Origin of the sequence: Pseudomonas sp. UM16, assembly GCF_050312595.1 — a bacterium.
Taxonomy (GTDB): Bacteria; Pseudomonadota; Gammaproteobacteria; order Pseudomonadales; family Pseudomonadaceae; genus Aquipseudomonas.
Map to the genome: position 1 here is coordinate 48152 of NZ_JBNPJT010000016.1, position 12731 is coordinate 60882.

A 12731-nucleotide genomic window follows, 5' to 3' on the forward strand; every position below is an offset into this window, starting at 1 on the left:
CTTGCGCGCTTTCTCCGTGACGAGCTTCTCATGAGCAAAACCATCCGCATCGCCGCCGCCCTCCTGCTCGATCCTCAAGGCCGGACCTTGTTGGTGCGCAAGCGAGGCACTCAGGCCTTCATGCAACCTGGCGGCAAGATCGAAGCCGACGAGCAGCCGATCAATGCCCTGGCCCGTGAATTGTTCGAAGAACTGGGCCTGCAGATCGATCCGCAGGACGCCGAGTACCTTGGCCAGTTCAGCGCCCCGGCAGCCAACGAGCCGGGTTTCGAGGTCCAGGCCGAGCTGTTTCAGGTACGCACCGCAATGCTCGTCGAGCCCGCCGCCGAGATCGAAGAGGTAGTCTGGGTCTCGGCCCGCAAGCAACTGACGCTTGAGTTGGCACCGCTGACGCGAGACTTGATTCTGCCCCTGTACCGGCGCTTAACTAGCCAGCCTGCCTGACTCTCTATCTGCCAAGGAATGCCGATGATCCCTGCTCATGAATGGCTGCTGTTCTGCGGTGCGGCTTTGTTGATGGTCCTCACCCCGGGGCCGAACATGATCTACCTGATCTCCCGTTCGATCTGCCAGGGGCGTATGGCTGGAGTCACCTCGCTGGTGGGGGTGGTTGCCGGATTTCTGGTGCATATGACGGCCGCGGCGGTGGGCCTGACAGCCTTGTTCATGGCCGTTCCCCTGGGCTATGACCTGCTCAAGTGGGCGGGCGCTGCCTACCTGTTGTGGATGGCCTGGCAAGCGGTCAAACCCGGCGCTCGCTCGCCGTTCGAGGCCCGTGAGCTGACTCCGGACTCACCGGCCAAGCTGGTGATGATGGGCTTTTTGACCAGCGTGCTGAACCCGAAAGTGGCAATGTTCTACCTGTCGATCCTGCCGCAGTTCATCTCCCCCGAGCATGGCTCAATGCTGGCGCAGAGCCTGCTGCTGGGGCTGACCCAGATTACCGTGAGCTTTTCGGTCAATCTATTGATTGCGTTGTTCGCCGCTGGCCTGGCGGCCTGGTTCGTGCGCTACCCGCTGTGGCTGATGCTCCAGCGCTATTTAATGGGCTTCGTCCTCGCCGGCCTGGCGCTGCGCCTGGTGCAGGAGCAGCGCAAGCTGACCTGAGGCTCAACGCACCGCGCTGACCCCGTCAAGGGTGGAGAACGAGGTGTCCTTGGCGGTGAGGAGAAAGTCGCGCATGTATGGCGCATCGAGCATGTCGGTGCGCACGGCCGCATACAGGGTGGCAAACAAGCCTTTCTCACCCAGGCGCTTGCCCTTCACGTAGCCGCGCGAGCTGTACTCGTGCAGAGCCCAGTGCGGCATGCCGCAGACACCACGGCCGCTGGCCACCAGTTGCATCATCATCACCGTCAGTTCTGCGGTGCGCACCTGTGCGGGTTCAACGTCCGCAGGCTCGAGAAAACGAGTGAAGATATCCAGGCGATCGCGCTCCACCGGGTAGGTGATCAGTGTCTCGCTGGCAAGGTCCTCGGCGACGATGTACGGCTTGTTGGCCAAGGGGTGCTGGTTGGCCACGGCGAGCATGGCTTCGTAGGTGAATAGCGGTACATAGGTCAGGCCGGCCAGGTCCAGGGGGTCGGAGGTCACCACCAGGTCGAGGTCACCGCGGGCCAGTGCGGGCAATGGCGCAAAGGCAAAGCCTGAGGCCAGGTCGAGCTCGACCTCTGGCCAGGCATCGCGGAACTGGTCGATGGTTGGCATCAGCCACTGGAAGCAGCTGTGGCATTCGATGGCCATGTGCAGGCGTCCGGCGGTGCCGCCGGCGAGGCGGGCAATGTCACGCTCCGCGCCGCGTAGCAGCGGCAGGGTGGCATCGGCCAGTTGTAGCAGGCGCAGGCCAGCGCTGGTGAAGCGGATCGGTTTTGTCTTGCGCATGAACAGTTGCATGCCCAAGCGTTCTTCCAGCTCTTTGAACTGATGGGACAAGGCCGACTGAGTCAGGTGCAGGCGTTCCGCAGCCTCGACCAGGCTGTCGGCCTCGCGCAGGGCGTTCAGGGTTTTGAGGTGGCGAATTTCCAGCACGACGGTGCTCCATGAATAAACTTTGAGATGAACACGAATTTATTGAGTTTGTCTCATGTTGCCTTGACTGTCGACAATAGCGCCATCTTTTATAGGGAGCACGATTGTCATGGCACTGGCCCACAACCTTGGTTTTCCGCGCATTGGCGCTGACCGCGAGCTGAAAAAAGCCCAGGAGGCGTACTGGAAAGGCGACCTCGACCAGGCTGGCTTGCAAGCGGTGGGGCGTGAGCTGCGTGCCCGTCACTGGCAGTTGCAAAAAGATGCCGGTATCGACCTGCTACCGGTGGGTGACTTTGCCTGGTACGACCAGGTCTTGAGCCACTCGCTGACCTTCGGCGCGATTCCTGAGCGTTTTGCCAAGGCCTTGGGCAGTGATGGCTTGCCGACCCTCGACACCCTGTTCGCCATGGCCCGTGGTGCCAGCACGTGCTGCGGCGGCGAGCACGGCCAGGCGCAATATGCCCAAGAGCTGACCAAGTGGTTCGACACCAACTATCACTACCTGGTACCGGAGTTCAGTGCTGACCAACGCTTCCTGCTCAGTTGGGATCAATTGTTCGACGAAGTCGCCGAAGCTCAAGCCCTGGGCCATGCCGTCAAACCAGTGCTGATCGGGCCGTTGACCTACCTGTGGCTGGGCAAAGCCAAGGGCGCTGAGTTCGATAAGCTCGAGCTGTTGGAACGCTTGCTGCCGGTCTACGGCGAAATCCTCAGTCGCTTGGCGCGCCAGGGTGTGGAGTGGGTGCAGATCGATGAGCCGATTCTTGGCCTCGACCTGCCGCAAGACTGGAAGAATGCGTTCGAACGCGCCTATCACATCCTTCAATACTCGCCGCTGAAGAAGTTGCTGGCGACCTACTTCAGTGGTCTGGAAGACAACCTCGGCCTGGCCGTTGGCCTGCCGGTGGATGGCTTGCACATTGATCTGGTGCGCGCGCCAGAGCAGTTACCGACCGTACTTGACCGGCTGCCGAGCTATAAAGTGCTGTCGCTGGGTGTGGTCAATGGCCGTAACGTCTGGCGTTGCGACCTGGAACAAGCCCTGGAGCAATTGCAGCAGGCTAAGCAGCGCTTCGGTGCCAACCTGTGGGTCGCCGGTTCCTGCTCGTTGTTGCACAGCCCGGTGGACCTGGCGCGCGAAGACAAGCTCGATGCCGAACTGAAAAGCTGGCTGGCCTTCGCCGTGCAAAAGTGCGAAGAAATTGCCGTGCTGGCCAAGGCTCTGGAAGCACCGCACCTGCCGGCAGTGCAAAACGCGCTGACCACCAGTCGCGCAGTACAGCAAAGCCGTGTGCAGTCGCCGCGTATCCATAAACCTCAGGTACAGGCACGCCTGGCTGCGGTGAGCGCGGCTGACAGCCAGCGTCAGTCGCCGTTTGCCCAGCGTATCGAGGCCCAGCGTCGGCACCTGCAGTTGCCGGCCTTCCCGACCACGACCATTGGCTCGTTCCCACAGACTTCGGCCATCCGTCTGGCGCGCCAGGCCTACAAGCAGGGCAAACTGTCGGCCAATGACTACACCGACGCCATGCACAGCGAAATCCGCCACGCCGTACAAGTGCAGGAGCGTCTTGGTCTGGACGTGCTGGTGCACGGTGAGGCCGAACGCAACGACATGGTCGAGTACTTTGCTGAGCAACTGGACGGCTACATCTTCACCCGATTCGGTTGGGTCCAGAGCTACGGTTCGCGCTGCGTGAAGCCTGCGATCATCTATGGCGACCTGAGCCGCCCACAGCCGATGACCGTGTCCTGGATCGAATACGCCCAGCGCCTGACCAGCAAGGTCATGAAAGGTATGCTGACGGGCCCGGTGACCATGTTGATGTGGTCGTTCCCCCGCGAGGATGTGTCGCGCAAAGTCCAGGCTGAGCAGTTGGCGCTGGCCATTCGCGATGAAGTGCAGGACCTGGAAGCAGCCGGTATCAAGATCGTACAGATCGACGAAGCGGCCTTCCGCGAGGGCTTGCCGTTGCGCCGGGCGCAATGGCAAGGCTACCTGGACTGGGCTGTCGAGGCCTTCCGCCTGTGTTCCAGCGGCGTGCGGGATGAAACCCAGATACATACGCACATGTGCTACAGCGAATTCAACGATGTGATCGAGGCCATCGCGGCGATGGATGCCGACGTGATCACCATCGAGACTTCGCGTTCGGACATGGAACTGCTTGAAGCCTTCAACGCCTTCGCCTACCCCAACGATATCGGCCCGGGCGTGTATGACATCCATTCGCCGCGGGTGCCGGACACCGCCGAGATGGTCAAGTTGATGAGCAAGGCGGTCCAGCGTATTCCGGCTGAGCGTCTGTGGGTCAACCCGGACTGCGGCCTGAAGACCCGCGCCTGGCCGGAGACGGAAGCGGCGTTGGTGAACATGGTTGCCGCTGCGCGTCAGTTGCGTAGCGAATTGGCCTGAAGTCTGTAGGCCTACCACTCGGCGACTGTCATTAAACGGTCACGGTTTTGTGGCAGCGCGCCCGCATGAAAGTCATCAGACTCCCGCTCTACTGGGGATTTGCATTCTGGTGTTTCTGTCATGCGGGCTTTTTGCTTTTTTCTGGCGCTGATCTGCGCCTTACCTTCTTTTGCAGCGGCGCGTTGCGATGTCAACGTGCCAACCGAACACGTCGCACTCGCACAGCTGAACCTGGCGTACCAGAGCATCGGTCGTGATTCGGACCCGGCACTGCTGTTGGTCATGGGGCTCGGTGGCCAGTTGATCCATTGGCCCGATGAAGTGGTGGTTGCCTTGTGCCAACAAGGCTTTCGGGTGATCCGCTACGACAACCGCGACGTCGGCCTGAGCACCTGGAGTCAGGCGCCAGGCACTGCCAACCTGGCGTATCAGGTCGTGCGTTTCAAGCTCGGACTCTCGGTAGAGGCGCCGTATAGCCTCAATGACATGGCTGAAGATGGCTTGAGCTTGATGGACGCCCTGCAGATCGAACGCTTCCACGTGCTTGGTGTGAGCATGGGCGGGATGATCGCTCAGCATATGGCTGGGCTTGCCCCGCAACGAGTCGAAAGCCTGACATTGATCATGTCCAGTTCCGGTGCTCAAGGCTTACCGACGCCCAGCCCGGCCTTGTTGCAGTTGCTGTCCAGACGCGAGGCACCCAACCGTGAAGTGGCCATCGAACAGCAGGCCGACCTGTTGGCCGCGTTAGGCAGCCCGCAGGTCAAGGATGATCGTCAGGCATTGCTGCAACAAGCAGCGCAATCCTATGACCGGGCCTTTAATCCGCAGGGGGCTGAGCGTCAGATCATGGCGATTCTTGCCGAACCGAGCCGGGTCGCGTTGCTCAATCGCCTGCATGTCCCCACGCTAGTGGTGCACGGCACCGCCGATCCGTTGTTGCCGGTGATGCATGGTGTACATCTGGCTGCGCATATTCAGGGCAGTCAGCTGAAACTGATTCCAGGCTTGGCCCATCGATTCCAGGAGCAGTACAAGGGCGCGTTGCTGGGGGCGGTGTTGCCCTATCTGAAGACGCAGCGGCTGACGGATGCCCATCTGGCGGTGTATTGATCGCGGAGCTGCACTTCGCTCAGTGCAGCCTGACCCAGATACTGACCAGAACCGTCGCCGCCACCAGCCACGCCACCGCCGCCAACGCCAACGACAGCTCCAGGCGCATGCGGTCGAGCAATACGTACAAGGCCGCCAGGTAGACGAAGTAGGGGATGATCGACCACATGCCAAACAGGATGGTGGTTTTCAAGTCCTCCAGCGAGCGGCCTTTGCCGACGATGTAATGGGCAATCAGGGCGAAGGTCGGAAACAGCGGGACCAATCCGGCGATGTAGTAATTGCGGGTTTTTGCCAGGGCGGCAAGGATCACCACCACCGCCGCGCCCAGGCAGGCTTTGAGTATCAGGTCCACATGTGTTCTCGCGCTAGCGGCCGGTCAACCCAAGCCATATTTTTTCACTTTGTCGAACAGGGTGGTCTTGGCCATGCCCAGCTCCTGGCTGGCCTGGCTGAGGTTGCCGCCGGTGCGTTGCAAGGCATCGCTGAGCAGGTTGCGCTCAAAGGCCTCGACCGCTTCGGCAAAACCCAGGCCCTGGTTGCCGCTGGCGCCGGCTTTCTTGAACGCTGGCAGGCCCAACGCGTAGCGTTCGGCGACGTTGCGCAGCTCACGCACGTTACCTGGCCAGTCGTGGGCCATCAGTCGCGACAGGGTCTGGCTGTCCAGTTGAGGAATTTCCCGGTCGAAGCGCAATGACGACAACTGCAGGAAATGCTCGAACAGCTGCAGGATGTCTTCACGACGCTCGCGCAGCGGCGGCAGTTCCAGGGTAACGACGTTGAGACGGTAGTACAGGTCGCTGCGAAACTGTCCGCTCTGGCCAAGGGCGTCGAGGTCGGATTTGGTCGCGGCAATTACCCGGCAATCCACGGCAATGCTCTGGTTCGAACCCAGGCGCTCGAGGGTGCGTTCCTGCAGTACGCGCAAAAGCTTGATTTGCAGGTTGATCGGCATGCTTTCGACTTCGTCGAGAAACAGCGTGCCGCCATTGGCATGCTCGATTTTGCCGATGCGGCGTTTGCCCGCGCCGGTAAACGCATTGGCCTCGTGACCGAAGATTTCGCTTTCGAACAGGTTCTCGGGCAGGCCGCCGCAGTTCAGGGCGACGAAGGGCTGCGCCTGGCGGCGGCTGAAATCATGCAGGCAACGCGCGACCAGCTCTTTGCCGGTGCCGGTTTCGCCTTCAATCAGGACGTTGGCCGAGGTGTCGGCAACGTTGGCGATCAGTTCGCGCAAGTTCTGCATGGCCGGCGAGCGGCCGATGATCCGACCTTCCAGGGTGCTCTGTTCGGCCAGTTGCCGCCGCAGGGCGAAGACTTCCCGTGACAGCCCGCGTTGTTCCAGGGCACGGCGCACCACTTCGACCAGGCGTTCCGGGGCAAAGGGTTTTTCCATGAAATCGTAGGCGCCGTTGCGCATGGCGCCGACGGCCATGTCGATATCGCCATGGCCGGTGATCAGCACCACCGGCAGGCTGCTGTCGCGGGCCTTGAGCCGGCTCAGCAGCTCCAGACCATCAATACCGGGCAGACGGATGTCGCTGACGACGATGCCGGCGAAGTCATCGCCGATGCGCTGCAGGGCTTCTTCGGCGCTGCCGACGCCCTCACAGGCGATATCTTCCAGCGCCAGGGCCTGCTGGCAGCCGAGCAGCACATGCGGGTCGTCTTCGACGATCAGGACGGTAAGGGGCGCTTGATTCATAGGGACTCGGCAGATTCTGTAGGGGCATTGACCAGGGGCAGGGTGAGGACGAACGCCGTGCCACCACTGGCAGGGTGTTCGACACTCAGGTTGCCCCTGGCTGCGGCGGCGAGGCTGGCGGACAGGGTCAGGCCCAGGCCCAGGCCGTGCTCTCCCGGCTTGGTGGTGAAAAACGGTTCGAACAAATGCTTGCGCGCTTCGTCATCGATGCCGTGACCATTGTCGCGCACTCGCAGGCGGTATTTGTCGCCTTGCCGTTCGCCTTCGAGCCAGAGCTCGGGCAGCGGCTGCGCGGCCATGGCGTCGAGGGCGTTACCGATCAGGTTGACCAGAATCTGTTCCAGGCGGGTCTGATCGATTGCCAGTTGTTGGTCGTCGAACTGGCTGTTGAGTTTCAAATGGCAGCCGGCAATGCGGTTACCCAGTACTTGCAGGCTGGCGTCTACCGCTTTGACCAGTGAAGCCTGGCCGCTGTCGTCACCGCGGCGGGCGAAGGAGCGCAGGCTGGCGGTGATGCGGCCCATGCGATCGATCAGGTCGTTCATGGTGCGCAAGTTGGTGCTGGCGGTTTCCAGGGCACCGCGCTCAAGAAAGCGCACGGTATTGCCCGACAGCGTGCGCAGCGCCGCCAGCGGCTGGTTCAGTTCATGGGCGATGCTGGTGGACATCTGGCCGATGGCAGCGAGCTTGCCGGCCTGGACCAGTTCGTCCTGGGCGTGGCGCAAGGTCTGTTCGGCCTGCCGGCGCTCGCGAATCTGGCCCTTGAGACGGTCATTGCTGGCACGCAGGTCCGCCGTGCGCTCAGTGATCTTGCGCTCCAGCTGACTGTTGGCTTCTTCCAGGGCTTCACGGGCGGCCAGGCGGGTGGCAATCACCTTGCGGCGTTCGTTCCAGGCAATCAGTACGATGGTCAGCAGGGCAAAGGCCACGGCCACCAGCATGCCCTGGATGATCGACTCGCGGCGCAGGTCCTGCAGAGGCGTGAGCAGGGTGAAATGCCAGGGTGTGTCGCTCAGACGCCGGGTCTGGGCCAGGTAGGCGACTTCGCGGCGCCCGTCGCCGAGTTCGGCATTGGCCGGAAAACTCAGCTTCTCGACGCCGTCGGCAAGCGTTTCCCGCGACAAGGGTTGCAGCTCATTGAGTGGCCACCAGTAGTACTGCAGGCTACGGGCCAGTTGCTCTTTGATCTCCGGGGTCAGCGGGCGCACCGACTTGAGTCGGCGGGCCGGATCGCTGGAAAGAATGATGATGCCGTTCTCGTCGCTGACGAAGGCTTCCAGACGGGCCCGTTGCCAGCGTTCTTCCATGTTTTCCAAGCGTACCTTGATGACGGCCACGCCAATGATCTTGCCGTGTTCTTCCAGGCCATGGGCCAGGTAATAACCAGGCTCACCGGTGGTGCTGCCGATACCATAGAAGCGTCCAGGCTGGCCGCGTACGGCATGCTGAAAATAGGCTCGGAACGACAAATCTTCGCCAAGGAAGCTGTCTACATCACGCCAGTTGCTGGTGGCCTGTACTCGGCCAGTGGTATCGAGGACGAAGATCGCCCGGCTGCGGCTGCGCCGGTTCAGGCCTTCAAGGTATTCGTTGACCGTCTGGCGATGCTCGCCATCGGGCTCGGTCAGCAGGCTGGAAACGCTGTTTTCCAGTTCCAGCAGGCTGGGCAGATAGGTGTATTTGCTGATTTCGCTTTCGACGCCGCGCGCGTGCAGCTCAAGCTGGCGCTCGCCGGATTCGCTCAAGGTGCGGATGCCGTTGTGTTCGCTGATCAGGAAGCCAGCCACACCCAGGCCGATCATCAGCAGGATGATCAAGGGCGGCATCAACAGTTGGCGGATCAGACGGGGTTTCACGGCAAGGGCAGGCTTGGCTGGGCGAAAGAGCGTGGGGGCACATTTCATCACAGTGGCCTTGGTACGACCAGCACCCTCTGCCCGGCGTACGCCGAACAGAGGGTGCTGGTCATCACCTCAGTGTTGCAGGATTTTGCTGAGGAAGTGCTGGGTGCGCTCATCACGGGCACTCTGGTCACCGAAGAATTCTTCTTTGGTGCAGTCCTCGATGATGTTGCCCTTGTCCATGAAGATCACCCGATTGGCGACCTTGCGGGCAAAGCCCATTTCATGGGTCACGCACATCATGGTCATGCCTTCGTGGGCCAGTTGCACCATGACGTCGAGGACTTCACTGACCATTTCCGGGTCCAGCGCCGAGGTCGGTTCGTCGAACAGCATGACGATCGGGTCCATGGCCAGGGCGCGGGCAATCGCTACACGCTGCTGCTGGCCACCAGAGAGCTGGCCGGGGTGCTTTTTCGCCTGGTTGCTAAGACCGACGCGCTCGAGCAGCGCCAGGCCCTTCTTGGTTGCTTCCGCTTCGCTGCGACCGAGGACCTTGCGCTGGGCAATGGTCAGGTTCTCAGTGATGGTCAGGTGCGGGAACAGCTCGAAGTGCTGGAACACCATGCCGACCTTCGAACGCAGTTTGGGCAGGTTGGTCTTGGGGTCGGCGATCGAGGTGCCGTCGACGATGATGTCACCCTTCTGGAACGGTTCCAGGGCGTTGACACACTTGATCAGGGTCGACTTGCCCGAACCGGACGGGCCGCAAACCACCACCACTTCGCCTTTCTTGACTTCGGTGTTGCAGTCGGTCAGAACCTGGAAGTCGCCGTACCACTTGTTGACGTTCTTGATGGAAATCATACGGTTATCCTTTTCTGCAGACGCTTGACCAGGAAGGAAGCGGAGAAGCTGATGACAAAGTAGACAACGCCGGCGAACACCAGGAACTCGTTGGAGCGCCCGATGATGTCGCCACTGGCACGTGCCGAGTTGAGGAAGTCGACCAGGCCGACGGTGTAGACCAGCGAGGTGTCCTGGAACAGGATGATGCTTTGCTGCAGCAGCAGCGGGGTCATCTTGCGAAACGCCTGGGGCAGGATGATCAGACGCATGGTCTGGCTGTAGGACATGCCCAGGGCTTGCGCCGCACCCATCTGGCCCTTGGAGATCGACTGCACACCGGCGCGGACAATTTCACAGAAGTACGCCGCCTCGAACATCATGAACGCAACGACGCAGGAGGTGAAGGCACCGATCGGCGTGTCTTCGCCGGTGATCCAGCGCAGCACGAAAGGGACCGCCAGGTAGAACCAGGTGATTACCAGCAGCAACGGAATGGAGCGGAAGTAGTTGACGTAGACGCCAGCGATGTTCGCCAGCAGCTTGTTCGACGACAGTCGCATCAAGGCCAGGATAGTCCCGAGTACGATGCCGCCGACTACGCCCATGACCATCAGTTGCAAGGTCATGACCATGCCGTTCCACAGGCCTGGCAGGGCAGGGATGATTCCACTGAAGTCCATTATTTGCCCCCCACGGAGATCAGGCCGGGTACCGCGACTTTCTTCTCGATCATGCGCATCAGCAGCATCAGGCCCATGTTCAGGGTGAAGTAGATCAAGGTTGCCAGGGTGAAGGCTTCAAACAGGTTGGCCGAGAATTCGGCGGTCTGTTTGGTTTGTGCCAGCAGCTCCATCAGGCCGATCAGCGAGGCCACCGAAGAGTTCTTGAACACGTTCAGAAATTCTGAGGTAAGCGGCGGAATGATGATCCGGTAGGCTTGCGGCAGCAGCACATTCCAGTAAATCTGCGGCAGGCTGAAGCCCATGGCGCGAGCGGCGGCTTCCTGGCCACGTGGCAGCGCCTGGATACCGGTGCGCACTTGTTCGCAAACCCGCGCGGCGGTGAACAGACCCAGGCAGATGACCACGCTGATCAGTGCCGAGGTAGTGGGGTTGAGGTCCTGTTTGAACCATTCCTGCAAGCCCTCAGGCAGCAGGTCGGGCACCAGGAAGTACCAGATGAACAGCTGCACCAGCAGCGGTACGTTACGAAACAGTTCCACGTAGCACGTGGCAATACCCGATACCAGACGGTTCGGGACAGTACGCATAACGCCGAGTACCGAACCCAGCAGCAATGCGATGATCCAGGCGGCAATGGCAATGGCGATGGTCCAGCCCAGACCGGTGATATACCAGTCCAGATAGGTTTCGCTACCCACGCCGGTGGACTTGAAGAATACGCCCCAGTCCCAGTTGTAATTCATCGGGATCTCCCCTCAGATCAGTTGTTTCACGGGCACCTTCGAGCATCCGAGGGCGCAAGGCACCCTCGGATGAAAGGTTAGACACTAACTAGCTGGGGATCAGGACTTCTTTTCGTCTGCAGCTTTGTCGGTAGGATTGGCGATCAGCGCCTTGAGCTCGTCGCTCATCGGGAATTGCAGGTTCAGGCCTTTTGGTGGGACAGGCTGGTTGAACCACTTGTCGTAGATCTTGTTGATCTCGCCCGACTTGTAGAGGCCGACGATGGCCTTATCGACCGCGGCCTTGAACGGTGCGTCATCTTTGCGGACCATGCAGCCGTAGATTTCGTAGGACTGTGGGGTGCCGACGATGGCCCAGCCTTTCGGGTTTTTGGCCTTGGCCATTTCACCGGCGAGCAGTGCGTCGTCCATCATGAAGGCAACAGCGCGGCCGGATTCGAGCATCTGGAACGACTCGCCATGGTCTTTGGCCGAGATGACGTTCATTTTCATCTGCTTGTCGGCGTTCATCGACTTGAGGATGCGCTCGGAGGTGGTGCCAGCGGTGGTCACCACGTTCTTGCCAGCCAGGTCCGGGAAGTCCTTGTACTTGGCGTTCTCAGGCTTGCCATCCTCGGCTTTGGTCAGCAGGCGGGTGCCGACTTCAAAGATGCCGACCGAGAAAGCCACTTGCTGCTGACGCTCGACGTTGTTGGTGGTCGAACCACACTCGACGTCAACGGTACCGTTCTGCACCAGCGGGATGCGGGTCTGCGAGGTGACGAGGTTGTATTTGACCTTCAGGTCTGGCTTGTTCAGGTCCTTTTTCAGGGCCTCGACGATTGCCAGCTGGATGTCGTGGGAGTAACCGACGGGTTTGCCCGAAGCGTCGGCGATGTAGGAGAACGGGATAGAGGCGTCGCGGTGCCCCAGGGTAATGGTGCCCGAGTCGTTGATCTTTTTCAGGGTACCGGTCAGCTCTGCGGCGGTGACTGGCATGCTGATCAAAGCGGCCGTGATGGCTGCGCCCAACAGGTGGGGAACAATACGCATCAAAATTTCCTCGACGTTGTTTTTTTTATGGAGCCGTTGGCGGGCTCTTTCGTTCAGCGAACACTGCAATGAAGCGGTTTGCGCATTCGGGTACTGAGTGTAGAGCATGACTCGTGCCAAGCCCTGATTCCGATCATAACGCCCCGGAAATACTGGGGATTAAAGTTTTTTGACGATTGATTGTTGAATTTCGGTGTCCGGCATCCCGAATTTGTGTGTTCTTGTTGTTCGGAAATCCGAATGATAGACAGGTCGAGCAGGCGTCAGGTCGGGTCAGGGTGGGTGGTAATGGGGTAACTCCACGGCACGAAGTAGAGG

Annotated in this window: 12 protein-coding genes; 4 read left to right on the top strand and 8 right to left on the bottom strand. The window is 60.6% G+C overall.

Annotated elements, in window-relative coordinates; all coding sequences use genetic code 11:
• Window positions 1–30: 30 nt before the first annotated feature.
• Window positions 31–444 (top strand): NUDIX hydrolase, encoded by a 414-nt coding sequence (locus tag ACQRAX_RS19205; RefSeq protein ID WP_412041136.1) that lies wholly within the window; start codon window positions 31–33, stop codon window positions 442–444.
• A 24-nt stretch (window positions 445–468) separates the two neighbouring features.
• A complete protein-coding gene (locus ACQRAX_RS19210; protein WP_412041135.1) occupies window positions 469–1107 on the top strand; it encodes a LysE family translocator in 639 nt (212 codons plus the stop codon).
• Window positions 1108–1110: 3 nt separating this feature from the next.
• Here ACQRAX_RS19210 and metR read toward each other — a convergent pair whose 3' ends face one another.
• Window positions 1111–2028 (bottom strand): transcriptional regulator MetR, encoded by a 918-nt coding sequence (gene metR, locus ACQRAX_RS19215; RefSeq protein WP_412041134.1) that lies wholly within the window; start codon window positions 2026–2028, stop codon window positions 1111–1113.
• Window positions 2029–2137: 109 nt separating this feature from the next.
• On the opposite strand from metR, the gene metE reads away from it, so the two are divergent.
• Window positions 2138–4447: a 5-methyltetrahydropteroyltriglutamate--homocysteine S-methyltransferase gene (gene metE / locus ACQRAX_RS19220; RefSeq protein WP_412041133.1), complete on the top strand. Its 2310-nt coding sequence runs from the start codon at window positions 2138–2140 to the stop codon at window positions 4445–4447.
• A 120-nt stretch (window positions 4448–4567) separates the two neighbouring features.
• The gene (locus ACQRAX_RS19225) at window positions 4568–5560 is read left to right on the top strand and encodes an alpha/beta hydrolase (protein WP_412041132.1); all 993 of its coding nucleotides are present in this window, start codon (window positions 4568–4570) and stop codon (window positions 5558–5560) included.
• A gap of 19 nt (window positions 5561–5579) precedes the next feature.
• Here ACQRAX_RS19225 and ACQRAX_RS19230 read toward each other — a convergent pair whose 3' ends face one another.
• From ACQRAX_RS19230 to ACQRAX_RS19260, 7 genes are all read right to left on the bottom strand, one after another.
• Window positions 5580–5906, bottom strand: coding sequence for a GlpM family protein (locus tag ACQRAX_RS19230; RefSeq protein ID WP_412041166.1), 327 nt, complete (start codon window positions 5904–5906; stop codon window positions 5580–5582).
• Window positions 5907–5939: 33 nt separating this feature from the next.
• Window positions 5940–7265: a sigma-54-dependent transcriptional regulator gene (locus ACQRAX_RS19235; RefSeq protein ID WP_045185706.1), complete on the bottom strand. Its 1326-nt coding sequence runs from the start codon at window positions 7263–7265 to the stop codon at window positions 5940–5942.
• Window positions 7262–9169, bottom strand: a complete 1908-nt coding sequence (locus ACQRAX_RS19240) for a sensor histidine kinase (RefSeq protein WP_412041131.1) — start codon at window positions 9167–9169, stop codon at window positions 7262–7264. The genes ACQRAX_RS19235 and ACQRAX_RS19240 overlap by 4 nt, the downstream gene beginning before the upstream one ends.
• 69 nt (window positions 9170–9238) lie before the next feature.
• Window positions 9239–9973 (bottom strand): amino acid ABC transporter ATP-binding protein, encoded by a 735-nt coding sequence (locus ACQRAX_RS19245; RefSeq protein WP_045185709.1) that lies wholly within the window; start codon window positions 9971–9973, stop codon window positions 9239–9241.
• A complete protein-coding gene (locus ACQRAX_RS19250; RefSeq protein WP_177327798.1) occupies window positions 9970–10638 on the bottom strand; it encodes an amino acid ABC transporter permease in 669 nt (222 codons plus the stop codon). Before ACQRAX_RS19250 ends, ACQRAX_RS19245 begins: the two co-directional genes overlap by 4 nt.
• Window positions 10635–11381 (bottom strand): amino acid ABC transporter permease, encoded by a 747-nt coding sequence (locus ACQRAX_RS19255; protein WP_045185713.1) that lies wholly within the window; start codon window positions 11379–11381, stop codon window positions 10635–10637. Before ACQRAX_RS19255 ends, ACQRAX_RS19250 begins: the two co-directional genes overlap by 4 nt.
• Window positions 11382–11480: 99 nt before the next feature.
• On the bottom strand, window positions 11481–12413 hold the full coding sequence (locus ACQRAX_RS19260) for a glutamate/aspartate ABC transporter substrate-binding protein (RefSeq protein ID WP_412041130.1): 933 nt from the start codon (window positions 12411–12413) through the stop codon (window positions 11481–11483).
• Between the last annotated feature and the right edge of the window lie 318 nt (window positions 12414–12731).

Excerpts from the sequence above, each read along its gene's own strand:
- ACQRAX_RS19245 (WP_045185709.1), bottom strand. The coding sequence starts at position 9,973 with ATGATTTCCATCAAGAACGTCAACAAGTGGTACGGCGACTTCCAGGTT.
- ACQRAX_RS19210 (WP_412041135.1), top strand. The coding sequence starts at position 469 with ATGATCCCTGCTCATGAATGGCTGCTGTTCTGCGGTGCGGCTTTGTTG.
- ACQRAX_RS19255 (WP_045185713.1), bottom strand. The coding sequence starts at position 11,381 with ATGAATTACAACTGGGACTGGGGCGTATTCTTCAAGTCCACCGGCGTG.
- ACQRAX_RS19225 (WP_412041132.1), top strand. The coding sequence starts at position 4,568 with ATGCGGGCTTTTTGCTTTTTTCTGGCGCTGATCTGCGCCTTACCTTCT.
- ACQRAX_RS19205 (WP_412041136.1), top strand. The coding sequence starts at position 31 with ATGAGCAAAACCATCCGCATCGCCGCCGCCCTCCTGCTCGATCCTCAA.
- ACQRAX_RS19235 (WP_045185706.1), bottom strand. The coding sequence starts at position 7,265 with ATGAATCAAGCGCCCCTTACCGTCCTGATCGTCGAAGACGACCCGCAT.
- ACQRAX_RS19260 (WP_412041130.1), bottom strand. The coding sequence starts at position 12,413 with ATGCGTATTGTTCCCCACCTGTTGGGCGCAGCCATCACGGCCGCTTTG.
- metE (WP_412041133.1), top strand. The coding sequence starts at position 2,138 with ATGGCACTGGCCCACAACCTTGGTTTTCCGCGCATTGGCGCTGACCGC.
- ACQRAX_RS19240 (WP_412041131.1), bottom strand. The coding sequence starts at position 9,169 with ATGAAATGTGCCCCCACGCTCTTTCGCCCAGCCAAGCCTGCCCTTGCC.